21 protein-coding genes and 1 pseudogene are annotated in these 23,447 nt (G+C 64.5%); 7 read left to right on the forward strand and 15 right to left on the reverse strand.

The window, feature by feature from the left end:
- Positions 1-211: 211 nt before the first annotated feature.
- The 6 genes from GGR45_RS18490 to GGR45_RS18515 form a co-directional block, all read right to left on the reverse strand.
- Positions 212-1,042 (reverse strand): hypothetical protein, encoded by an 831-nt coding sequence (locus GGR45_RS18490; RefSeq protein ID WP_175310281.1) that lies wholly within the window; start codon positions 1,040-1,042, stop codon positions 212-214.
- Positions 1,043-1,128: 86 nt separating this feature from the next.
- Positions 1,129-1,938, reverse strand: coding sequence for a hypothetical protein (locus GGR45_RS18495; RefSeq protein ID WP_175310282.1), 810 nt, complete (start codon positions 1,936-1,938; stop codon positions 1,129-1,131).
- Positions 1,939-2,030: 92 nt separating this feature from the next.
- Positions 2,031-2,891, reverse strand: coding sequence for a hypothetical protein (locus GGR45_RS18500; protein WP_175310283.1), 861 nt, complete (start codon positions 2,889-2,891; stop codon positions 2,031-2,033).
- Between the two features lie 364 nt (positions 2,892-3,255).
- A complete protein-coding gene (locus tag GGR45_RS18505; protein WP_175310284.1) occupies positions 3,256-3,837 on the reverse strand; it encodes a hypothetical protein in 582 nt (193 codons plus the stop codon).
- A complete protein-coding gene (locus GGR45_RS18510) occupies positions 3,834-4,190 on the reverse strand; it encodes a DUF3768 domain-containing protein (RefSeq protein WP_175310285.1) in 357 nt (118 codons plus the stop codon). The genes GGR45_RS18505 and GGR45_RS18510 overlap by 4 nt, the downstream gene beginning before the upstream one ends.
- Positions 4,191-4,237: 47 nt before the next feature.
- Positions 4,238-4,816, reverse strand: coding sequence for a tyrosine-type recombinase/integrase (locus GGR45_RS18515; RefSeq protein ID WP_175310286.1), 579 nt, complete (start codon positions 4,814-4,816; stop codon positions 4,238-4,240).
- A gap of 410 nt (positions 4,817-5,226) precedes the next feature.
- On the opposite strand from GGR45_RS18515, the gene GGR45_RS18520 reads away from it, so the two are divergent.
- Together GGR45_RS18520 and GGR45_RS18525 are read left to right on the forward strand one after the other, a co-directional pair.
- On the forward strand, positions 5,227-6,312 hold the full coding sequence (locus GGR45_RS18520; protein ID WP_175310287.1) for a serine hydrolase domain-containing protein: 1,086 nt from the start codon (positions 5,227-5,229) through the stop codon (positions 6,310-6,312).
- Between the two features lie 13 nt (positions 6,313-6,325).
- A complete protein-coding gene (locus tag GGR45_RS18525) occupies positions 6,326-6,781 on the forward strand; it encodes a nuclear transport factor 2 family protein (protein ID WP_175310288.1) in 456 nt (151 codons plus the stop codon).
- A 90-nt stretch (positions 6,782-6,871) separates the two neighbouring features.
- Here the strand turns inward: GGR45_RS18525 and GGR45_RS18530 are convergent, their stop codons facing one another.
- On the reverse strand, positions 6,872-7,558 hold the full coding sequence (locus GGR45_RS18530; protein ID WP_343051222.1) for an FAD-dependent oxidoreductase: 687 nt from the start codon (positions 7,556-7,558) through the stop codon (positions 6,872-6,874).
- A 224-nt stretch (positions 7,559-7,782) separates the two neighbouring features.
- Between GGR45_RS18530 and GGR45_RS18540 the strand changes: the two genes are divergently transcribed.
- On the forward strand, positions 7,783-8,652 hold the full coding sequence (locus GGR45_RS18540) for a CE1 family esterase (RefSeq protein ID WP_175310300.1): 870 nt from the start codon (positions 7,783-7,785) through the stop codon (positions 8,650-8,652).
- Positions 8,653-8,842: 190 nt separating this feature from the next.
- Here the strand turns inward: GGR45_RS18540 and GGR45_RS18545 are convergent, their stop codons facing one another.
- The gene (locus tag GGR45_RS18545) at positions 8,843-9,628 is read right to left on the reverse strand and encodes a winged helix-turn-helix domain-containing protein (RefSeq protein ID WP_175310289.1); all 786 of its coding nucleotides are present in this window, start codon (positions 9,626-9,628) and stop codon (positions 8,843-8,845) included.
- Positions 9,629-9,765: 137 nt separating this feature from the next.
- Here GGR45_RS18545 and GGR45_RS18550 point away from each other — a divergent pair, with 137 nt between their 5' ends.
- The 3 genes and pseudogenes from GGR45_RS18550 to GGR45_RS18560 all read left to right on the forward strand — a co-directional run.
- Complete coding sequence (locus tag GGR45_RS18550) at positions 9,766-11,244, forward strand: serine hydrolase (RefSeq protein ID WP_175310290.1); 1,479 nt, start codon at positions 9,766-9,768, stop codon at positions 11,242-11,244.
- 28 nt (positions 11,245-11,272) lie between these two features.
- On the forward strand, positions 11,273-12,043 hold the full coding sequence (locus GGR45_RS18555; protein WP_175310291.1) for a hypothetical protein: 771 nt from the start codon (positions 11,273-11,275) through the stop codon (positions 12,041-12,043).
- Positions 12,044-12,201: 158 nt separating this feature from the next.
- Positions 12,202-12,749, forward strand: a pseudogene (locus GGR45_RS18560) (recombinase family protein); the annotation flags it as partial.
- 616 nt (positions 12,750-13,365) lie between these two features.
- Here GGR45_RS18560 and GGR45_RS18565 read toward each other — a convergent pair.
- The 7 genes from GGR45_RS18565 to GGR45_RS18595 all read right to left on the reverse strand — a co-directional run bounded on the left by GGR45_RS18565 (position 13,366) and on the right by GGR45_RS18595 (position 20,956).
- Positions 13,366-15,096 (reverse strand): putative bifunctional diguanylate cyclase/phosphodiesterase, encoded by a 1,731-nt coding sequence (locus GGR45_RS18565; RefSeq protein ID WP_175310292.1) that lies wholly within the window; start codon positions 15,094-15,096, stop codon positions 13,366-13,368.
- 177 nt (positions 15,097-15,273) lie between these two features.
- Positions 15,274-16,233, reverse strand: coding sequence for a GlxA family transcriptional regulator (locus tag GGR45_RS18570; protein WP_175310293.1), 960 nt, complete (start codon positions 16,231-16,233; stop codon positions 15,274-15,276).
- A gap of 4 nt (positions 16,234-16,237) precedes the next feature.
- Positions 16,238-17,335 (reverse strand): two pore domain potassium channel family protein, encoded by a 1,098-nt coding sequence (locus GGR45_RS18575; protein ID WP_175310294.1) that lies wholly within the window; start codon positions 17,333-17,335, stop codon positions 16,238-16,240.
- Positions 17,336-17,493: 158 nt separating this feature from the next.
- Positions 17,494-18,657 (reverse strand): zinc-dependent alcohol dehydrogenase, encoded by a 1,164-nt coding sequence (locus tag GGR45_RS18580; RefSeq protein ID WP_175310295.1) that lies wholly within the window; start codon positions 18,655-18,657, stop codon positions 17,494-17,496.
- An 11-nt stretch (positions 18,658-18,668) separates the two neighbouring features.
- Complete coding sequence (locus tag GGR45_RS18585) at positions 18,669-19,184, reverse strand: SRPBCC family protein (protein ID WP_217497831.1); 516 nt, start codon at positions 19,182-19,184, stop codon at positions 18,669-18,671.
- Complete coding sequence (locus GGR45_RS18590) at positions 19,181-19,768, reverse strand: hypothetical protein (RefSeq protein ID WP_175310296.1); 588 nt, start codon at positions 19,766-19,768, stop codon at positions 19,181-19,183. Before GGR45_RS18590 ends, GGR45_RS18585 begins: the two co-directional genes overlap by 4 nt.
- A 12-nt stretch (positions 19,769-19,780) precedes the next feature.
- A complete protein-coding gene (locus GGR45_RS18595; RefSeq protein WP_175310297.1) occupies positions 19,781-20,956 on the reverse strand; it encodes a zinc-dependent alcohol dehydrogenase in 1,176 nt (391 codons plus the stop codon).
- Between the two features lie 137 nt (positions 20,957-21,093).
- On the opposite strand from GGR45_RS18595, the gene GGR45_RS18600 reads away from it, so the two are divergent.
- Positions 21,094-23,358 (forward strand): PAS domain S-box protein, encoded by a 2,265-nt coding sequence (locus tag GGR45_RS18600; protein ID WP_175310298.1) that lies wholly within the window; start codon positions 21,094-21,096, stop codon positions 23,356-23,358.
- The last annotated feature ends 89 nt before the right edge of the window (positions 23,359-23,447 follow it).

A 23,447-nucleotide genomic window follows, 5' to 3' on the forward strand; every position in this document is an offset into this window, starting at 1 on the left:
CCGCTACCTGCCTGAGCCAGTCAGCGGCTTTCAGCGCAGACCAGCCGCCGATTATCTCCGCGCCAGACGCCGACTTCTTCAACACAATCGCCCAAACCTTGCCATTCCGACCGCCGAGCCAACGAAAGCCGAAGACCCAATTGATCGACATGAACGAATGACCGAAGCTGGGAAGCGCTCTGGGCGCCCTGAATGGCCGAATGTGGGTCACCTATCCCATGCTTGGCATAGGTGTGTCTCCGCTAGGCGCATCATCGGATGGCGTCGTATCGGTTTCGGGATCGGTTTGAACGGCGGCCTGAATTTCACTGGGTGCGCAGCGTCGGAAATCCTGCGTTTCGCTACCGTCGAAGAGCGTAGACATGGTGTTGTTGTCGGCGTCTGTGATATCAAACGACCAACTGCCGCTCGGTCCAATGATGCTGACCCGGCGGCCCTGCATCGTCCAGCGGAAGCTGGCTCCGTCGCCAAAGTCTGCGACGCCGCCTCTGACGAAGCCGAAATAGCCTTTTTGAGAACATGCGTCGCTGCCAGCCTTGGCACCGACCCAGCGTCCAATCAGCCAGCCGGGTTTGACCAGCGCGGTCAGCTTTTCTTCGGCAACCTTGTCGGCTTCCTGGGACGCGGCCTGTTCCGCCCGTACCGCATTATCGTCGACCAACTGCTGATGATAGGCATCAACGCCTTGGGCGGTGACGAGAAACTGGCCATCGTCCCTCGCCGAAGGGGAGACGGAGATGTTGAGCGGGGCATGGTCGATCAGCCCTCCGCCGGGACCCTGGACCGTCACGCGGGTGTTGCACAGGGCCTTGTGCACCTGAGGATCGTAGCTCTCCAGCGTGGCATCGCTGAAGGTGACCGAATAGGCTTTGGCCAGGTCGGGTTTGGGTGCGATCATCTCGCGCAGCGTGTCTTCGACTTCGGGTGCCACGCAGATGCGCGCATCACCGGCTTTGAGCAGAGCAGTGGCGTCGTTTGCGGCAGGCTTGCAGCCGGGCAGCAGGATGAGACCTGCGCCCAGTATGATGATGGCTTTGGACATGGGCGTTGCGCCTTTCACAGGGCATTGGACTGGTGGATGGGAGAGGGCGGGCGGTGGAGCGTGCCAAGCATCGTCGGCATGGACTACTAGTGCCGGGGCAGCGGTGCCGGGCAGATGCTGATGAAGTCGCGCGCTGACATGGGCAGGTCGGGAAAGGGGAATCGGTTGACGGTGCCGCCCGAACGCAAGGCGATGCTGGTCGCCCGGGTCAGGGCGGTCAGCTGATCCTCAGCGAGCAGGATTTGCCACTGGATATCGGAGTCGACGGGTTTCCAGCTAATGTCGACCGCGCGGGACATGATGCTGTCGGGGCTGACGATGTCGAGGGTGGCGCGGGTTTCACCCTGCGTTACCGACCCCCGGCTATGGCCGGTGATGAGCAGGGTAGGATCACCGTCCGTGCGCCCGAGCTTGTACTCATAGCGCCGATCCGACGAACGCGTGCGGACATAGCAGATGCCGCGGCGGATGGGGTACATGGCCCAAGCCCCCAGGGTGAGGGGACCATCCGCGTCGATGGCCGCCACCCGGCTGGCCAGATAGTCGCCCCGCAGCTTGAGCTTGAAGCTCTCGAACAGCTGGCCCAGCGCGCGGTCAGCACGGGGCAGGCCAATGGCTTTGCCGACCACGCCCCGCAGATTTGCCCATTCGCGTGTACAGGCCATGCGTGCCGGTTGCGCAGCAGCCAAGTCGGTCTGGCCTGCTTCGATGAGGCGTACGCCTTCGGTAGCAGCACACATCATCCAGCCTCGGGTTAGCGGGCGGAAGGGTTCGTCGAACAAGCGACCGGTATCAGCCACCGTCTGTGGGTTGGTCGTAGTGTATTGGGCATAGGCTGCCGGGGCAGCGGCCAGCAGCACGAAGCTGGTCGCCCAGCCGAGATGATGTCGGGGCATGGATGTGCCTTTCCAAAAGAGACAGAGAACCGGGGGGATGGGAGACGGTCAGCCTATGCCTTGCGCAGCCGTTTTTGGGCTAAGCTGCGGGGTCAGGGCTGTTTGGCATCTCGCGGATCGCTGCACTCCTGGAGGAATACCCAAACGGCAGCGTCGGTGGGCGGCACGTCGATGCGGTCCAGCGTCGTGTGGGTCGACAAGACCAGCTGATGGAGCTGCATCACGAAATCTTCGTCTTGCGCACCGATTTCAAAGGTCCATTGCACAGCGGACCCTTTGGCGACCCAGTTGGCCTTAGTGGTGCGCGGCGTGCGGCTGGGCGCTCCGTAGAGATCAATCGTCCCCGTGCCCTTGCTGGCGGCCATGGGTTTGGCAGGTATCATCTGGATGACGACCTCGACCGGCCCCTCCCAGCGGACGTAATTGATTTTGACCTTTTGCTGGAGGGCCTCGTAGGAGGCCAAGCAGACATTGTAGCGGATGGGATAGAGCTTCCACGCCCCAACGGTGCGAGGGCCAGCCTTGTCGATGGCCTCAACCCGGTATTTCAGAAACGCGGTAGATAGCTGATCGGCGAAGATCGCATCGATCCTGGCGATGACCTTGTCAGCGCGGAGGGGCGGCATGACGAGGGTCAACGACCGGCGGAGGTCAGCCCGTTCCTGGCTACAGGCTGCAGGAAGCAGATCGGCTGTTTGAAGATCATCCTTGCCCATGTCGAAGGCGGCTGAGCCTTTGGCGTTGAAGCAGTCGACCCAGCGCTCGAAAAACTGTTTGTGTGGCATGACATCGGTCTGCTCGCGGTCGGCTCTGGCCTGAGCGACGGACACGGCAGGAGGGCGGCGTTTGGCCGTCTTGGTGTCTGCAGCCGTGCCGGCGAGTGCGACCCCCAGCGCAGCCGCGCAAACCGCAACCCGGCGTGCATGTCTGGCGCGGTAACGGAATAGGTTCATGATCATTCCCCCGTTGCAAAGGGGGTGGCACTGGCTTCGACGCTCGCGTCACCCCTATGTCCTCTCGGGGCGACGGCCGAAGCCGGATGTTGAGAACCCGCCGAATCAACGAGCGCATGCGCCTTTATCGGCCGGAGCCGACTGGACATGCGCGCATGCCACCCGGCCTCCAAAACTGGCGACCGAGTTCGATTCAGAGGGGTTCTCACGCCCCACGCTGCGGCTTTCACGCAGCGCAATCACGGTGCTACCGGCCCGCCTATGGCAAAGCAAGCAGGCCAGGCTGCACCGGGTATCTATGGTGTGACCCAACTGGTGACATTCGGGTCGAATGTTCACGAGTGGGAAAAGGCAAGTCTCAGGCTCACCCTGGCCGCTCGCGCACCCGGTGTGGGCGCAAGCCCAACACGATGGTCCACTCCGCCTGAATACGGTGGCGGCGCTTGGAGCTACCCATACCGGTGGCCGACAACTGCAGGTGTTGCAGGCCTGAGCTGTCGTGTAGCCCGAGCAGGCGCGGCGTCAGCCGGGCCGCCATGGTGTAGTGGCGGTGCTCGCCCGCCAGCAGCAGCAACAGTGCATCACCGGCGTCGATCGTCCTGCGGGCAAGGTCGAGCCATTCATCGCGGCCCGCCTTGGCATTGCCGGCAAAGGGCAGGGCGACGCTGATGGGCACATCGAGCTTGGCTGCGACATGCTCGGCCAAATGGGTGACCAGCGCGACCCAGGGATCGGGGTCGATGCCGTCACGCACGGCGGTGGTCAGCGGCACGTGTTCAGCGATATGCGCCAGCCCGTGTTTGAACATGCGGGCCGCCCCGCGCCGGTCAACGGTGACAACTGGGGCCAGCACATAGGCCAGCGCATTGATGGCGGCATATAGCCCGCACAGCCCGTCGAGCTGGCCCTGCCGCCACGGCGGGCGGGGCAGGGGGCAGGCCATCACCATTCCTCCGCCAGCATGATGGTCAGCACCCGGGTGGTGACCTCCGGGTCACCCGGATCGGGTGAGCCAAACACCATCGCCTTGTCGAAACAGTCGATCTTCCAGAACAGCCGGTGCCCCTGCCATTCGAGCACGCCGAAGTCGTGCTCGCCATATGGGTCATTGTCTGGGGTAAAGGCATCGAACGTGCGCACCATCCCGATGATGGCGGGCAGGGCACCTGCGCCCAAGCCGATGACGCCAGCGGTGGCGACCATCGCACCCCTGCTGGGGTTGCGGCGAAAGGCATCGTTCAAGACGGTAACGGGGTTGGCCGCGCTGTCCTGGGGACGCGCGTCATCCTTCGCGGTCATGCGAATTCTCCAATAAGCCAGAGTGTAAAGGGGAAGGGGGCTTTGCCTCAGACGAGGCGGATCAGCCGGTGCTGGGCGGCGCGGTCGCCCTCGATATAGCGCTCGGTGGTCGTCAGGCGGCGGTGACCGGCCAGTTCCTGGACATCACGCAGTGAACCACCGGTACGCGCGAGCAGCCGCGCGGACCGGGTGATGAAGGTACGACGGCCCGAATGCGACGAACAGCCGTCCAGGCCCACCCGGTCGTAAAGCCGGGCATACCAGTTGACGATGCTACGCGGGGTCATGTGGCACCCGCGTTCCGAGCGGATAACGGGGCCGGCGCGAGGGCGGTCATGCGACCGGTGCAGTGCCAGCAGCGCATAGGCCAGGTCGGGATGCACCGGCACCCGCCGGGCGGCAGCATTCTTGGCGATGCTGGCCGCGATATAAAGCTGGTCGGCGATCCCGCCCTTGGGCGTCAGGACCATCGACCAGTCGAGGCCGGACATTTCGCAGGCGCGTAAGCCCGCCTTGAAACTCAACAACACAAGCGCACGGTCGCGCAGCGCGTGCCGGTGCTGGCTGACGGCGTCGAGCAAACGACGCACGTCCGCCCGCTCCAGCACCCGGGCAGGGTGGGGCATGATGACGATCTCCGATGTGGTAGGTGCACCAGGCAAGGGCCTGGTGTATTATTATACTAACACAGTTTAACTGAAATGGCAAAGAGTACGTTGCCGGGACATTTGCCCTTTCTCCTAGCCGCATCGCGATCCTGGGCGGGCATTCGGTCTTAGGCTATACTCGCGTCATGCTTGTCGGCTGGCATAATGACCCATTTCCGGTCGTTCGCGGCTCTTTTTCACTCCCCGCTTTCTGCCATCCGTTAATGCGGGCCGCGGCGGAAGAACAAAGCCTTTGCCCTCCTCCATCACCCGCGAGCTTCTCCAAAAGGTTGGCGTTTCGACAATTCCACGGAGTTCTCATGTCCCCCACCTCGATGGGCATTAAGATCCTAATTGCGGCCGTGCTTAGACACCGCTAGCTGTTGCATATGATTAATACAGTCAGTGTGCTGAAGCAGGCGGTTTACGGCGGTTTGGTGGCGCTGACGGCTTCCGTCTTCATGGCGGACGCCAGAGCGAACTCCGTGCTGCCGGATATGACTGCAATCCTGCGAGAGCAGCGCGTGGAGAGCGCGTCGGTTGCCGTTATCCGCAACGGACAGATTGTCTCGACTAAGGCTTGGGGCATGGCGGGCTCGAACCGTGCAGCGACCGTTGCCACGCCCTACAATCTCGCTTCGCTGACGAAGCCGCTGACTGCTGAGGTCATCCTGCGACTGGCGTCGGCCGGCAAGCTGTCGCTCGATGAACCGATGGAGCGCTACTGGAGCGACCCGGACCTTGCGGGCGATCCCCGGCGGATGAAGCTGACGGTCCGCATGGCGCTGAGCCACCGCACCGGCTTGCCGAACTGGCGCGGTGCGAAGGGACTGGCGTTCGAGCATGATCCTGGCACGACGACCGGTTATTCGGGTGAGGGGTATCAATATGCCACGCGCTATGCCGAGCATCGCACCGGACAATCGTTCGAGACGCTTGCTGGTCGCTGGCTGTTCGCCCCCGCCCATATGCGCGCCTCGGGCTATGTGTCGGCGCAAGGCGAGACGGTGCCGATTGCCGTGCCATATGACGACGCGGGCAAGCCGCTGCCGGTCGAGCGGGTGACGCGATACAACGCTGCCGATCTCGCCCATGCGACAGCGCGTGATTATGCTCGCTTTCTCATTGATGCCCGCAACGACCGGGGTCTGGTTGCGTCTTTAGCGGCGGAGCGCCGCAAATCGCAGGCCGACCTGACGCCCGAAATATGTGCCGGATCGAAAGCGGCCAGCTGTCCGCCCTGGACCGGCTTTGGCCTCGGTTGGCAGCTTCTCGGTTTTCGCGATGGCACGACGATGCTCCACACCGGCAAGGATGCAGGGGCTTTCACCTTCGCCGCGATCGATCGCGCGAGCGGCGACGGCATCGTTATTTTGACCAACAGCGACAACGGATGGCGGGTCATCCTGCCCATCCTCGAACGTACGGGGAGCGATCCGAAGCTGATCGCCTTCCTTCGCGGCCAGATGAACTGACAGGACCATGAGCATGATGACCGCCATCGCCGTTGCCGCAACTTTGCTCGCGACGTCCGTGCCGTCCCCGGCCGATCCGTTGACGACCGAGATCGGCACGCTCGATGCGAAGGTGTTCGACGCCTACAACCGCTGCGACCTGCCGACCTTCTCCGGTTATTTCGATCCGAAGGTCGCCTTCTACCACGACGCCGGCGGTGCGACATTCGAGCGTGACGCGATGGTGGACGGCGTCCGCAAATACATCTGCGGGAAGGTTAAGCGCGAGCTGATCCCGGCGACGTTCCGCGTCTATCCGATCAAGGACTATGGTGCCATCGAGGAAGGCGAACACCGCTTCTGTGACCTGGCGACGGGACGATGCGAGGGGATCGCCAAGTTCGTGATGGTCTGGGCCAAGCAGGATGGTGCCTGGCGGATCACCAGCGTCCTCAGCTACGGGCACCGGGCCGCGACGGCTGCAGAGTAGCGAAGCGCCACTGAACCGATCCGGTTTGACGGATCGACCCACAAGTCGCCATTCAGGGTGAGATCAGCGCTCCCAAAACCCGACATCCGTTCATCCGTTGGCGAACAGGTCCACTACGCTCATCGGCGCATCAGGACCAAAGAAGCGCGCGAGGTTGCTGGCGCTGAGGTGCGCAACTGGACAGCTGCGTGCGAACAGCTCCTTTTCATAGGCCGCCAGGGCCGTGCGCGCCCGTGACCATGCACCATCCGCGCCGACCAGCAGCATAGTCTCGACCGCCGAGCCGTTCCCAAACGCCACCGCATGGCGACTGCACCCCGTCTTGCGGACCGAAGCGACCTTATGCCCCCACCGCACGACATCCGGCGGCAAGGCGTCCAGCAGCATCCGGCGTAGCTCGCCGCGATCAACCTCCGGACGGGCCGTGGCGAGGTCGCCCGGACGGTCGAGCAAGACCGTGCCCTGACAGTCGACGACCCGCTTTGCATCCTCGCCCGGCCGCACCAGTGCGAGGAATGCTTCGTAAAGCCCCAGATCATGCAGCGCCCGCTGCCCGCTATGCTCGTGAAGGTCGAGCAACCCGCCCTGAGTACGCGCATCCGCTGACGCCTCCGCCTCGTACACGGCGATCTTGACGCCTTGGCGATGCAACATGCCGGCGAGCACCAAGCCGCCAAGCCCTGCGCCGATGATGGTAACGTCTGCTTTCAGCTGTTCGCGCTCCTTCGTCTCGCGGACAGTGCCGCGACGACATGAGTGGAGCCGCTGGCCGACAATTGAGCCGGCGTGTGCGTGGGGGTGGTCGCAACCACGCCGCCGTTTTTCGCAGCAATGAGATCATAGGATGACGCCACGGACCGCGCAAATCCGTGCTTGCCCGGCGAGCTAGACCTACAGCCGGTCGTCACGGCGGCCACGCCTGCCGCCCGACTTTGGACACTCATCCAACGATGTTGTAATCGCTTTTGAAGGCAAAAGGGCTGACCTCGGGGATCGGAATTATGTTGGTTCTTCGTCTTCTGATTGCCCTGAGCCTTTGTTTTTGTGCGGCTGTCGCTCATGCCGAGTGCCGCCTTGGTGACGTCGATGCCCTACCCGATCGAGCATCGGTCTACCTTCCCATGCCCCCCGCAGTAGAGCCAATGCCACTCGTGATTCTGCTGCACGGCAGCACAGGCACCGGGGCAGAGATACTACGCGATAGCCATCTTGCCGACACGGCAGATCGGCATGGCTTTGTCGTCATAGCGCCTGACGGCGGTATCGCAGCAGCTCATGGCTTTGTCTGGAATATCCCTGGTGTCCCTACTGTGACGGGTGCCTTGCCGCCAAAGGGCGCACGCGACGATGTGGCTTATCTGACGGGCCTGGCCAACCGGCTTGTCGCAACCGGCTGTGTCGACGGCACACGCATATACGTCACCGGCTTGTCGGGCGGCGGGCGGATGGCGTCTTGGCTCGGCTGCGTCGCCGCTCGACGTTTCGCTGCGATTGCGCCAGTCGTCGGGCTGCGCGCCGGACGCCCGCTCGCGTCCGATCGAACGCAAGCTGATCCCGCGACCTGTCGCCCGGAAGTGCCGATGCCCCTTCTCGCTTTTGCTGGCGACGCGGATTCCACAAACCCGATCAACGGAGGGGGTGCCTCCTACTGGCAATATGCCCAGTCCGTGGCCCTACAACGCTGGGCCATGCTAAACGGCTGCTCCCAGCCTTACGCTCGCAATCTAAGCGCTACGATCTACGAGCAAGGTTATGCACGCTGCCCAGACGGAGCGGCGGTTGCAGCGCGTGTGACACGCGGCGGACAACACAGCTGGTCCGTCGTCGACAATGAGGCGATGTGGACGTTCCTGTCACGCCATCGGCGCTAGACGGAACCTCGGCCGCTTGGGCGATCAATATTGGGGACTTTCTTCCCCACCAGCTATCGCGATCCCCACAGCGGATAACTGCCGCTCGGTAAGCCACAGCCGTCCCGAAAACGATCGAGAACTGGGAACGCAAAACGGTTCTCGAAACTCAAGGCTAGTGAAAAGTCCGGCCAAACGGTGGCGGAGAATATCAACTTGCCGTACCCACCGCCCGCGCAAGATCGGTCGCCATGCTCCTCGCCAGTCTGCCTTGAAGCGGCACATAATCCTGCATGTCGGTGGGAGCGGCAAACTGGCCGGACCATAGCACGCGATCCGAACCGTCCTCGGCGAGCGTCACAACCACCGTTGTCCGCTGCTGCGTCTGGCGCACGCTGACCCGCGCATGAAGATCAGCCTTTTGCCCGTTGGCCGCCACGGAGTAGTTGGCGGGCAGGCGGCGGCTGGTTTCGGCGATGAAGCTCTCGCGAAGTCCGGCATTGAAGTGCGGGAACAGCACATACTCGCATAGCCCCTTCACCGGCTCGATCGCGATCCTGTGCCGGGTCGGGAACATCGCTCCCTGCGCCCACACTGCGCCCCCGATCGCGATTGCGGTCAGCACGGCCCCGGCCGCGATCGGGCGACGGCCTCCGGCAGTTGGCCTCTCTAGTCCAGCCTCTGGATCGTCCGCGTCGATCGTACCGATGAAGCGATAGCCCGACCTTGGCCGGGTCTGAACAAAGCGCGGCGTGTCAGCGTCGTCACCGAGCAGGGAGCGGATGCGACGAATACAGGTGTTGAGGGCGGCATCCCCGCCCGTGCCTGACCGCGGCCAGAACCGATCGAGCAATTCGGATCGGCCGACCGTCCGCTCCCTGTTCTCGATCAGAAAGGCCAGAACCTCGACGGTCTGGGGCGATGCGTCGAGCACCGCATCATCACGGCATATCCGCAATGCGGCGGGATCGAGGTCGAAGTCGGCGAAGCGGATCATGGCGGTTACCGGAAAAGCGCGGGAAAACAGGTTCGATCGCAATATGTCAGATCAGGTCACGAATTGTCATGCGGCGTCGGGAGCGGGGGCAGGATAATCGATCGCGGCATCGCCCGCATCATCCCGAAAGGCCAGTCTTGCCGCAGACAATCCTCTCCGCCGCCCCCGACCGGCGAACCGTGCTGGGTGCCGGCCTGACTGGGCTGGTGGCATCTCTGACGTGGTCCACAACCGCGGGTGCAGCGGCGGCTTCCACCGGTATCGACGACCTGCTCGACGTTTCGGCGCGCACCTATGGCACGGTCGGGTACTCCGTCGCCGTGTTGCGCCGGGGCAGACTGGTCTATTCCCGCCACGCAGGGCTGTCGGATCGCGAAACGGGCGCACCGATCACCGACGCTTCGGTCTTTCCGCTCTTCTCGATCTCGAAGCTGTTCCTCGTCGTGGAGCTGCTAAAGGCGCGACAGGCTGGGCTGATTGACCTCGACGAACCGCTCGGCGCGATACGAACCGGGTTGCCCGAGGCGTGGACCAGGATCACCCTCGCACAGGCTCTCGCCCATGTTTCCGGCCTGCCAGACTATATTCCCGATCATGTCGCGCCGACCGAGGACCAGGCGTTCGCCGCCATCGAAGCGCTTCCCCTTCGCTTCGCACCGGGCACGCGCAACGACTACAACCAGACCAATTTCCTGTTCGCCAGAAAGGCGCTCGAACAGGCGACGCGGACACCGCTGACGACTCTGGTGGAGCATCAGTTCCGCAGCGTCGGGATGCGAAGGACCAGCTACCATGTCGAGGGACAACCCCGGCTGAAGGATGTGGTCTCGAGCTACCGTCCTGCGCCCGGACGTGCTCGGCCGCCGCTGCCCTACGTCTCGCCGTCGTGGCCGGCCTATACTTTCGGCTCGCGGGGCGTCTTCGCGACGCTGCCCGATCTGGTCCGCTGGTCGCAGGAACTGCTCCGGGGAGGGCTCATTCCCCTTACCGACCTGCGTGAATCCTGGTCGCCCTTCACCATGCCCTCGGGCGATGCCGCGTGGCACACACACGGTTGGGAATATTTCCGGCACGACGACGTGACGATCGTCGGGCATGGCGGCGATGTGCGTCTCGTCTGGCGGCATTTCTTCCGGCACGCCGATCCTGACGACAGCGCGACCGTGATCTATCTGGACAATGGTGGGCGCACGACGTTCGACCGGCATCGCCTGGCCACTCTCATTGCCGATCGCGTTATGCCGGGGGCCGCGCGGAAAGGCGAGGAGCAGGAAGAAGCTCTATACCGGGGCCTGGTGTCCGGCCGGTGGGACCAAGCCGTGGCGGCAGTCGCGGCCACGATCCCGGCCGATCGGCTTGAAGCGACCGTCAACCGCGTCGGCTACGACGCCATGAACATCCTCGATGCCGACGCCGCCTTGCCGGTGTTCCGGTGGAATGCGGAGCGGTTCCCAAATTCCTCCAATGCTCATGACAGCCTGGGCGAGGCTCATCGTACCGCCGGCCAACTCGACCAGGCGAGGGAGAGCTACCGGCGGGCGTTGACGCTCGATCCGTCAAACGCCCGCCTTAAAGCGACGCTGAACGACCTGGACCATCCGACCCGTCCCCGGTGACGTGCAAGCCCTTCAACCAAGGACGATCATGATGTATCTGCTCCCGCGCCTGCTGAGCGCTACCGCCATGCTGCTGTTGGCGACCCGACCCGCCGCAGCGGAACCGACCAGGGTCGACGTTCGCGTGATCGCGCGCGGCGCGAAGTTCCTGGGCGGCTACACGATGCCCGTGCGCGTGACGCTGACCGACCCGGACACCGGCGAGACGCTGGCACGCGGCGTCACGTCCGGCACAACCGGTGACACGCAACGGATCATGACCGGCGGCAGGAACAGTGGAGGCAAGCGGGCCAGCGCCGATACGGCGGCCTTTCGGACGACGCTGGATATCGCGCGCCCACGACGGATCACCGCGACGGTGACCGGTCCCTTGAGCCAGGCACAGGCGGCGACCACCGCGACCAGCACGCAATGGGTGCTGCCCGGCCATGACGTTACTGCCGGCGATGGCTGGCTGATCGAGCTGCCGGGCCTGATCGTCGATATCGCCGATCCGATCGCCTACCGCTGGGTCAAGGCCGGCGAGACGGTGAAGCTTCGGGTCGGAGTGACGATGCTCTGCGGCTGCGCAATCTCGCAGAACGGTCCGTGGCGGGCGAGCGAGACGGAGGTTGAGGCGATGGTCACGACGAACGGCGGTGCGCCGCGTCGCATCCCGCTGCGCTTCGATCCTGATGCCGCCATATTCACGGCCGATGTGCCAGCGAGGGAAGCCGGCCTTTACGAGATCGAGGTGACGGGCTGGATCGCTGCCAGCAACAATGCTGGCGTCGCGCATACCGCCTTCTTCGTTCGTTGAAGGCGCCCTGATGCAGCAGCGTATTCCCGATTGGGAACCGTGGCGGGAATGTCCGGCCGCCGATCGCGCTGACGGACGCCCGCGGGTTTCGCTTTCCCAAAACCTGTTCCCGATTTACAATTCCCGAAACTGCCGATTTCGACAGGGAAACGGGAAAGATGCTGATCGGCTATGCGCGTGTTTCGACGGCCGATCAGGATTTGAAGCTGCAACTCGATGCGCTGGCAAAGGCCGGGTGCGAGAAGGTGTTCACCGACAAGGCGAGCGGCGCGAAGATCGACCGGCCGGGGCTGGTCGAGGCGCTGGGCTTCGCACGCGCCGGCGACACGCTGGTAACTGGAAGCTCGATCGGCTCGGCCGCTTGATCCAGGGCCTGATCGCGCTGGCCGCGGACCTGTCGGCGCGCGGCATCGACTTTCGATCGCTGACGGACGGGTTCGACACGTCGACGGCATCGGGTCGGCTGCTGTTCCACATCCTCGCCTCGGTCGCGGAGATGGAACGCGAGTTGGTGAAGGAGCGGACGATCGCCGGACTTGCGGCAGCACGCGAGAAGGGCAGCACGGGGGGAGGGCGCAAGCTGGTGATGACGCCTGATAGGATCGACACGGCCCGCAAACTGCTCGCCGTGGGCGAGAAGCCGGCCCGGATCGCGAAGCTCTTGGGCGTCGGCCTCTCGACCTTCTACCGGCAGTTCCCGGCGAGCAATTGCGACGCCATGTCTGGCTCGCCCCCCCGGCCCGGTTCTTCCCGGAACGGACATAGAGGGCGGAATTTACAGGTTCGCGACAGCGCGTCCCCCCAAGGCGAAGGGATTTTTTCTCGAGACTTTCCTGTCAAAAGGAGTCCAGCGCTTTCGGGCCGGACTTATTTCGCCGTCCCCCGGATAAGAGCGGCGGCCACTCAGATCATTAGAAAATTCCGGTTCCGAGGCAATTTGGCGATACAAGTGCCTCCTTATGATTGCCGTTCAGGCGCTGACGGCGTGACGCCGAAGTCATCGTGGTTCATATCGCTCGGCACTGAAGCGTCCCAAGGGGCGCCCACCTTTGGGACTAAGTCGACGTTCCAAGCTGGTTCGATAAACGGCAGTTTTTGACAAGAGCCGACGCTGGCGTACTGAGCCATCAAATGTTCGCTTCCGCTGAACATCAGCCCGCCCGCTGTCAACGGGACAACTGAAAATGGCCACGCCAACGCTGAAAGCTGCGCCGCTAAAGCCGTCGCTCGTTCATCCGGATAGCGCTGCGGCTCAGGGTGCAACCGTTCGGTTGCGGAACTGCGCCCGCAGAAGAAGAAGCGTCGGGCAGCAAAATCGCGGTCTAGACCCGCCCCGACCCGGGCAGGATGCCATCGCGGGCGAGCGCGGCGAAATGGTCTTCGCTGAGGGGGCCGCTGAACAGGTATCCTTGGCCGAGCTTGCAGTTCATGGCGCGCAGCATCGCCCTCTCGTCTTCCTGCTGGATCCCCTCCGCGACTATATCAATGCCCAGTTCGCCGCCGAGCTGGATGACCGCGCCCACGATGATCCGCTTGGCGGTGTGGTGATGGAGGTCGGCGACGAAGCTGCGGTCGATCTTCACCTCCGTGACCGGAAACCGTTCGAGATAGCGAAGGCTGGAATATTCGGTCCCGAAATCGTCGATCGACAGACCGACGCCGAGTTCACGCACGCGCTGGAAGATCGCGAGCATCTCGGGCGAATCGGTGGCGATCAGCCGTTCGGTCAACTCCAGCGTCAGCCAGGACGGGTCGACGCCCGTCTGCTCCACGACGTCACGGATGAAGGCGACCATGTCACGGTGCGTGAACTCGATCGCCGAGACGTTGATCGCGAACCGCAGCGGCCGGCGGCGAAAACGGTTCACGCGCACGGCGAAGTCGGCGACCTGCCGGAACCCGCGCGCACCGATGTCGAGGATCAGCCCCGTATCCTCCGCCAGCCGCACGAACCTGTCCGGCGATTGCAGTCCGAACAGGCCGTGCCGCCAGCGCAGGAGGGCCTCGGCGCCGACGACCTCTCCGGTCTGGAGGTCGATCTTGGGCTGATAATGGTACAGGAACTCGTCGGCGGCGAGTCCCTGTTGCAGCTCCGCCGTCAACCGGATGCGGTTGAACGCATCCCTTTCGGCTTCGCGGGCGAAGGCGCACGGTTCGCGCAAGGGCGAGGCGTTGGACTGGGCCAGCGCCGCCCCGGCCTGCCGCACCAACATGATCGGATCGTCGCCCGGGCTGCCCACTGTATAGCCGGTTGCGAACCGGACCGTCAGCGCGGCACCAGGCAGGTCGTAATGCGTTCCCAGCCCGTCCGCGATGCGCGCGAGGAGGTTCGCAGGGCTTGCATCCTTGCCGAGAGTGAAGACGATCGCGAACTGATCGTTGCCGACGCGAGCGACCATGCCCTCATCCAAGGTCCCGAGCCGCCGCGCGGCTTCACGCAGCATCGCATCCCCCAGATCATAGCCATAGCCGCTGTTGATGTCGTGGAAACGGGCGATGTCGACCTTCACCAACAGGATTTGATTATTCGCGCAGAGTGGCCGCAACGCAGCGAGCAATCCGTCGCGGTTCAGGCAGCCGGTCAGCGCGTCGCGGTTAGTGACGGTTTCGACCCGCGCTTCCGCTTCGACAAGATCGGTCACGTCGCGCAGGACGCCCGCATAATGGGTCGGAGTTCCGCGTGGTCCAAGCGGCGTCAGCCGCACATGGTTCCAGAACAGGGTGCCATCCTTGCGATAATTGCGCAGGCGGACCTCGCAATCGGTGCCAGTGGCGATTGCTTCGCGGATGTGATCGATTTCCGGCTGGAGGCGGTCGGCGCCCTGCAGGTAGCGGCAGTTTTTGCCGATCGCCTCATCCGGTCGATAGCCGGTCAGCCGTTCGAACGCGGCATTGGCATAGACGATGGCCTGACCAGGCTTGCCGATGTCCGCGATAAGGATCGCGTCGCCGGCATGGTTGGCGAGCTGCGCGAACAGCTCAGGCGCGATCCCCCCGGTTTCGGGATCGGCTGACGGCACTGGTCGATGGTTGAGGAACGGCAGACGAAGCATGACGCATGGCTACTGGCTTGGGATGCGCCACACCGCCACGCGGACGGGCGGAAGAAAGCGCAACAAGGACAGGCGCTTATGCGGCATGGCTGGACTGCCGACAACCGAGGCCCGGGACCGGATCCGGCCAAAGCGCGTCCCGATCCGGACAATCTCAGGTTCCCTTGCCAAGCGAGCCTAGAAGCGGTCGCGATACTGGCGCATGGTGATACCCAGCACGCGCAGGAAGGCCCGCCGCGCCGATGCCGCGGTGCCCAGGCCCGCCGCACGGGCGACCGCGGCCAGCGGCAGGTCCGTCTCTTCAAGCAGCCGTCGCGCGAAGTCGATCCGGAGGCGCTGGACGAATTCGGCGGGGGTCGCGCCCGTCTCCTGCCGAAATATACGCGTAAAGTTGCGCGGGCTCATCGCGGCCCGTGCCGCCAGTGCGGCCGTACCCAGATCGGCATCGGGATGCTCGGCCGCCCAGCGCTGGACCTGTTCGATCGGCGTGCGACGGCCGGTTTGCGCGACAAGGTGGACGCTGTACTGCGACTGGCCGCCCGGGCGCTTCAGATAGATGACCATGTGGCGCGCGATTGCCATCGCAAGATCGCGTCCGTGGTCTTCTTCGATCAGCGCCAGCGCGAGATCGATCGCGGCGGTCACCCCGGCCGAGGTGAACAGCGCGCCGTCGCGAATGAAGATCGCATCCGCATCGAGGCGTGCCGCCGGATACCGCGCGCCAAGTGCGTCGGCATAGTCCCAGTGCGTCGTCACCCGCCGCCCGTCGATCAATCCCGCAGCGCCGATCAGGAAGGTGCCGGTACAGACTGCTCCAAAACGACGGGCGGCATGGGCCTGCTCGCCGATCCAGGCAAGAACCCTGTCGCTCGGCGTCTCGGGTATGCCGTAGCTGCCGGTGATGAAGACAGTGTCAGCCGCGGCGGGCGCATCGTCGATCGTGCAATCGGGCACGATCCGCACCCCCGACGCGCAGCGGATCGGCTCGCAAGTCTCGGCCACCACGCAAAGGTCATAGAGTGGTTGACCGCTCTGGCGGTTCGCTTCGTGAAACGCGTCCATCACGCCTGAAATTTCCAGCGAATGGAGATCGGCGGGCGCAAACATCGTCACATGGTGCGAAGACGGGCGGGACATACCGTCACTTCGGTCCGGCCAATAGATCGGTCATGTTGCTGGTGCGCCGGTCGATCTCTGCCATGGTGTAACCGAGGATCGGAGCCACGCGACCGACAAGCGGTTCCCATTTCTCTCGTCCTGCGACATAAGCATCGACACCATCCGTTCGCACCGCGATGCCAGCACCGGCGAGCGTCCGCTCCGCAGCGACATAGCTTTGACGTAGGCGCAAACCAATTTCCGCGTCCTCGCTATGGCCAGTGGCCGTCGGAAAATGGGAGTCGAGCGTTTCCAGCAGCATAAGGGTGCCTCGGCGGATGGAAGCGACCGGGGCTGACGCCGCAACAGTGGCGTAATGTTTGCGATCGAGTGCGCATTCGATCAATGTTGTCGCGTCGAGAAGAACGAAGCTGAGCCTCGACACCGCGTAGCGTGGTTCCTCGAAGCGGAAGTAGAAGAGCAGCGGATAGAAATGATGCGCCTCTTTGATCGCGGCCAAGGAGCGAGCAAGGCTGCTCAATTCGTTGGTCGCATCCCCCGCCTCACCACGGGGCATGAGCCGGTGAAGCAACACGGCCGCATCCCCGGTGCCATCGGTCATCCAATCGACCGTCAGCGCAAGCGCGTTGCGCTCGCGCAGCCCCGAATAGACCTGGACGAGGTAGCTCAACACCAGCGACAGCACGGAGGCGCCGATCAGCGAATTGAGAAGAAATAGAAACCGGGTGCCCGTGGTATGTGGCGAATAGTCGCCGCCGCCGACGATCGAGAGGCTGTTGCCCGCAACGAGGAGCGCGGTGACGAAATCGGTCGGCGCTTCGCCGCTCGATGGTCGGATCGCGATGCCGAGCTCGGGCTGGACGATCAGCGCCACACCGAGCGTAAGGCCGAAGGACCAGAAGGCGATCAGCGACACCACGATGAGCGGGCCGGCAAAGCTGAGCGCGGTGCTGCGATGCCGCCCGGCCAGCTTGGCAAGGCCGCGCAGCAACGCCCAGACAATGCGGTTCCAGCGCGGCGCCAGCAATCCCGTGCCGGCGCGGGCGTAAAGAACGGTCAGGAAGACATCGGCGAGAAACAGGAGCATCAGCGCCGTCCCGATACCCTGTCCGGCCGTCATGTTCGCCTCCTCGTGTCGATCATCCGATCGTCGATGGTCCGGCCGACGGCTTGCGCGGCCCAGCAAGTGTGCACGGCTCATCGGCCTACAGCATGGGGAGTCGGTGCGGCTCTCCGCTATTCTGTTGGCGTTGTCGTCATCGTCAGAACGCGGCTGCTCTATGGCGCGAACACCGCCCGCAGGCAGCCGTCCTCCTTGTGCTTGAACATGTGATAGCCCTTGGGGCTGTCCTCGAGGGAGAAGCGGTGCGTGGCGAGCGCCGCAGGCTTCAGCTCGCCGCGTAGGGCATGTTCGAGCAGCCGCGGAACGTAAGCTTGGCCATGCTGCTGCGCGGTGCGCACAGTCACGCCCTTGTTCATGAGCAGCCCGAGCGGGAACTTGTCCATCAACCCGTAGACGCCCAGGATCGACAGCGTGCCCCCCTTGCGCACGGCCAGCATGGCCTGGCGCAGCGCGGTGCCGCGGTCCGTCTCCATGTAGAGCGCCTGCTTCACCCGGTCGTACGCGCCTTGCAAACCGGTGCCCGCCGCTTCCATCCCGACGGCATCGATGCACGCATCTGGGCCGCGGCCCGCGGTCAGCTCCTTCAGCGCATCGACCACATCCACCTTGGTGAAGTCGATCGGGATGGCACCGAACGCCTCGGCCACGGCGAGCCGTTCAGGATATTGGTCGATCGCGATCACGCGTTCGGCACCGAGGATCATCGCGCTCTGCTGCGCCATCAGACCGACGCCGCCGCACCCCCAGACCGCGATCACGTCGCCACGCTGGATGTTGCAAAAGTCTGCCCCCATGAACCCAGTCGGAGCGGCATCCGAGATGAACAGTGCATCCTCGTCGGCCAAGCCGTCCGGCACGACGAAGCAGTCGGTGTCGGCAAACGGCACGCGGACATAGTCGGCGTGGCTGCCCGCGTAACCGCCGAAGGCATGCGAGTAGGCGTAGATACCGGCCGTCGGATAGCCGAGCAGCGGTTCCTGCAGCTCCGGCTTAGGATGGCTGGTGTCGCACAGCGAATAGAGGTCGTGCGCGCAATACCAGCATTGCCCACAGGCGATGAAGGAGGGCACGACGACCCGGTCGCCGCGCTTCACCTTGGTCACGTCGCGGCCGACGTCGACGATCTCGCCCATGAACTCATGGCCGAGGACATCGCCCTCGCGCATCGTCGGGATCAGGCCGTCGATCAGGTGCAGGTCCGATCCGCAGGTGGTGGTCAGCCGGACCTTGAGAATGACGTCTTTCGGATTGAGGATCTCGGGATCGGCGACCGTCTCGACCCGTAGATCGTTGACGCCGTTCCAGCAGAGTGCGCGCATCGGCTTGGCTCCTAGCGATCGGTGCCGCCGTTACGGGCGGCGGGCTGGGGTTCGGTGGTCGGGATCTCGCCGGTTAGGGCAAGCGCACGAAACCTGTAGAGCGCCTTGCGCGCGATTTCGGCGGGAGCGATGTGGAAGAGCTTGCTGATCGCCTCACCGACGGCTCCGCCGGGCGGATCGAACCGCACGTCCAGATGAAGCTCGGTGCCGCGGTCACCCGGTGCCGGTCGGAACATCAGCAGTCCGGTATTCGGTACGTCTGCGCCCTCCATCGCGGACCATCGAACATCGTCCGAAACAGCGTCGGCGACCTCGGTTCTCCACCGATACTCCCCGCCCGCCGGGCCGCGAGCGACCCAGTCGAACGTGCGATCGTCTAGCGGGGTCACATCGGCGAAATGTGCCCAGATGCGTGACTGGGTGGCTGGATCCAGCCAAAGTGAGCGGAGTTCCCCGGTGGGGCGGCCGACCGTCACCGCCGCGCGAGCGGAGGCGTCGAGCGCCATTTGCGAGGCCGGGGTGCTCACAACGCGAGCACCGGCAGCGCGTCCGCGACCGTGCCTTCGGCGCGATAGTCGGGCGGAATGTTGAAGTCCTCGCGCGCGAGGCCGCGCGACGCCTGCGCGCCCCGTGGAAACCCCGAGCGGTCGGAATAGTCGCGGTCGTCGCCGGGAGAGCGACGATGGGCGGCCTTCACGCCGGTGTAAGCGGCCACGTCGAGCAGTGTGATGCCGACGACCAGCGCGGTCGCTATGGCGGCATTCCGGCGCTTGGGATTGTCCCGGCCGAGCGCCGTAGCGAGCGTTGCGAGATCGAGCGCATCGCCGCCAATCCGCGCGGCCAGCCCGATCGGCTTGTCGATTGACAGCGTTGGCATCGCGCTCGCCAGTTCGCGTGCTCCGTAGGCGCGGATCAGGCCTTCCTTGCCCTCCAGGCCCAAGGCGCGGGCAAGGCGTCCCGGCGCCACCAGTTCGGTGAGGCCAAGGCCGATCGAGAACCAGCCGAGGGCACGGGCGAGACGGTCAGCACCGCGCATCGAGCTCGGTCCCTTGCGCTCGACGCGCGGGTCGCCCTCGGACCGGGCGATGCCGGTGATGTTGGTGAGTGTCATGGAAAGCGTCCTTCAGGGCTGGAGCATGACCTTGATGCAGCCGTCCGCCTTGTCGCGGAACGTGGCGTACATCTCGGGACCTTGGGACAGATCGACCTTGTGCGTGATGACGAACGAGGGATCGATCTGGCCTTCCTCGATCCGGCGGAGCAGGTCGCCGGTCCAGCGCGGGACGTGCGCCTGCGCCATGCGGAACGTCAGCCCCTTGTTCATCGCCTGACCCATCGGGATCTTGTCGACGAGACCCAGGTACACGCCGATGATCGAGATGACGCCGCCGGGGCGGCAGACGAAGATCATCTCGCGCAGCACGTGCGGCCGATCATTCTCCATCATCAGCATCTGCTTCGCGCGATCGAGCACCGTGTCGGGCTGGCCGAAATTGACGTGACTCTCGGTGCCGACCGCGTCGATGCATTTGTGCGGCCCCTTGCCGCCGGTCAGCTCGTTGAGCCGGTCGACGACGCTCTCCTCCGCGAAGTTGATCGTGATCGCGCCCGCCGCAGCCGCCATCGACAGGCGTTCGGGCAGATGATCGATCGCGACCACCTGTTCGGCGCCGAGCAGGATCGCCGAGCGAATCGTCATCTGCCCTACCGGGCCGCAGCCCCAGACCGCGACCGTGTCGCCGGGCTGGATGTCGGCCTGCACCGCGGCCTGCCACCCGGTCGGGAGGATGTCGGACAGAAACAGCAGCTTTTCATCATCGATACCGCCCGGCACCTTGATGTGCGTGGTGTCGGCAAAGGGCACCCGCAGATACTCCGCCTGACCACCTGGATAGCCGCCGGTCAGGTGGGTGTATCCGAACAGGCCGGCGGTGGCATGACCGAACGCCTTGTCGCCCAGTTCCTTCTTGCGGTTCGTGCGCTCGCACACCGAGAAGTTGCCGCGTCGGCACTGGTCGCATTCGCCGCACTGGATGGTGAAGGGGATGACGACACGGTCTCCCTTCTTCAACGATCCCTTCGCGTCGCTGCCGACCTCCACGACCTCGCCCATCGTCTCGTGGCCCATGATGTCGCCGGGCAGCATCGCGGGCACAAGGTTATGAAAAAGGTGGAGATCTGAGCCACATATTGCGCAACTCGTAACCTTGATTATAGCATCGCGGGGATGCTCGATCGCAGGATCGGACACCGTGTCGTATCGGATGTCCTCCTTGCCGTGCCATACCAGGGCTTTCATGCCGGTCTCCTTGATCGGATGCCGTCCGACTGCCCCATGGCTCGGTTCATCCCCATACGGACGATCCCTAGGGAACCTTACCCAGCCAAAAGAGCTTGCCGGCATGCCGGCAAATCACCTGCAGGAGAGCCGGCGCAATGTCAGACAACGGGCCTTCTGAGCAAAATGCGCGCGACGCGCCGTCTGTGGACCAGATTGAACGCGCGCTACGGGACGGGCGCCTGTTGCTCGCGTCGGTTCTCGAAAACCTGCCGCTCGGTGTCGGCGTCTATGACGGCGACGGCAACCTCACCCTCGCCAACCAATGCCTTCGGACGTACGGCTATCTCAACCGCCTGCCGTCGCGCGAGGTGGCTGAGATGCGCCGTTGGCGCGCCTACGACGCCGATGGTCGACTGGTGAAACCCGGCGATTACCCGGGTTCGCGCGCATTGCGTGGCGAGTGCGTGATGCCCGGCATCGACTTCCTCTATGATCCCGGGGACGCACCCGAGCGCTGGATGAGGATCAGCGCCGTGCCCTTCCATCCCGAGGACGCCGACCACGCAGAGGCCATCGTCGTGGTACAGGACATCGACGATCTGAAGCGCGCGGGCGAAGAGATCGAGGCGGCGGCCGCGAGACTGGCGAGTCAGGCCCGCTTCGTGGAAGCGACGCTGTCGTCCATCCCCGATTATGTCTATGCGTTCGATGCAGATCGGCGGTTCGTCTATGCCAATCCGGTGATGCTCGGGCTATACGGGCTTGCCAGCGACGACCTGCTGGGGCGAACCCTCGCCGATCTCGACTACCCGCCCGACCTGGCTACCCACCTCAACGATCATATCGACCGGATCTTCAGGGACGGTGTCACGATCGAGGACGAGGTGTTCTATGAAAGTCCCACCGGTCACGCCGCCTACTTCAGCTATCTCTGGGGACCGGTACGGAACGAGGACGGCGCGGTCGAACTCGTCGTCGGCGTATCACGGGACACCAGCGAACGGCGCGCGTTCGAGGAGGAGGTCCAGCGTAACGAGGCGCGGTTGCGGGCCGCCACCGAGTTGGCAAAACTGGGCATCTACGCCTGGGATCCCGTCACGGGAGCGCTCGATTGGGACGACCGCTTGCGCGCGATGTGGGGCCTGCCGCCCGGCGCACCCGTCGATATGGCGGTGTACGAGAGGGGCATCCATCCCGACGACCTGCCGCGGGTGCGCAACGCGATCGCCGCCTGCGTCGATCCGGTCGGCGATGGTCGCTATTCGGTGGAATACCGGGTGATCGGACGCGACGACGGCGTCCTCCGCCACATCGCCACCTCCGGCCGCACCAGCTTCGAACGCGGCCGCCCGACGGCCTTCATCGGGGCGGCTCTCGACGTGTCCGAGCAGCGGCGGAACGAAGCGGCCGTCCGGTCAAGCGAGGCGCAGTTCCGCGGCTTCGCGGAGAACAGCAGCAACTTGTTATGGATCGTCGATCCCGCCGTGGGCGAGATCATCTACCGCAGCGCCGCCTTCGAACGGATCTGGGGAATCCCTGGTGGCGAGGCGCCCGTCACGCTCGAGGCATGGATGGAGAATGTCCACGCCGACGACCGGGTTGCTGTCGCGCGGGCCCTGGAAGCGGTGAAGTCCGGGGAGGTCACACAATACGAATATCGCATCGTCCGGCCCAAGGACGGCGGCGTGCGGTGGCTACGCGACACGAGTTTCCCGATCCGGGACGACCACGGCGCGATCATGCGCATCGGCGGTATCGCCGAAGACCTGACGCAGGAGGACAGCCGGCAGGTGTATATCGTCAGCGCCAAGCCATCCGAGGCGCGTCGCCTCGCCCGGCTGGTTCGCGCGACCGACTACCGGGCCCGGATTTTCGAAAGTGCGGGTGCTTTCCTCGACATCGCGCCGGTCCTGGCGCCGGGCTGCGTGCTGGTCGACCTTCGCAAAGCGCGGGACGAAGGCCTCTCCATTCCGCGTGAACTCAAGGCCCGATCGATCACCTTGCCGGCGATAGCAATGGACGAGCCGGAGGCTGGCGCCGCGTCGGCGGTGGCCGCGATGAAGGCCGGTGCGATCGACTATCTCCTGTTCGACGAAGAGGCGCTGCTGCGGCAGAGGCTCGCAGCGGCGTTGGCGGAGTGCCACCCGACGACAGGTCCGCCATCGCGAGACCAGGAAGTCGGTGCGCAGATCGGCCGATTGACCTCACGCGAGCGGGAGGTGCTCGTCGGGTTGATTGATGGCGGAACGAACAAGGTCATCGCCCAAGCGCTCGGCATCAGTCCGCGGACCGTCGAACTGCATCGTGCTCAGGTGATGAGCAAGCTCGGGGCCGGCAGTCTGACCGAACTCGGTCAGATCGCGCTCGCGGCCGGGCTGTCACCGTCGAAGGCGGGTGCGAAGGTCCGGAAGCCTACCTAGGGTCAGGACCCATTGATGTGAGCGTCGCGATCTGATTCAGGCTCCGTGAGGAGACTGGTAATGAGCGACCTGTTTTGGCTGACGGACGA

It is taken from the genome of Sphingomonas zeae, assembly GCF_014197135.1.
GTDB classification, from domain to species: domain Bacteria; phylum Pseudomonadota; class Alphaproteobacteria; order Sphingomonadales; family Sphingomonadaceae; genus Sphingomonas; species Sphingomonas zeae.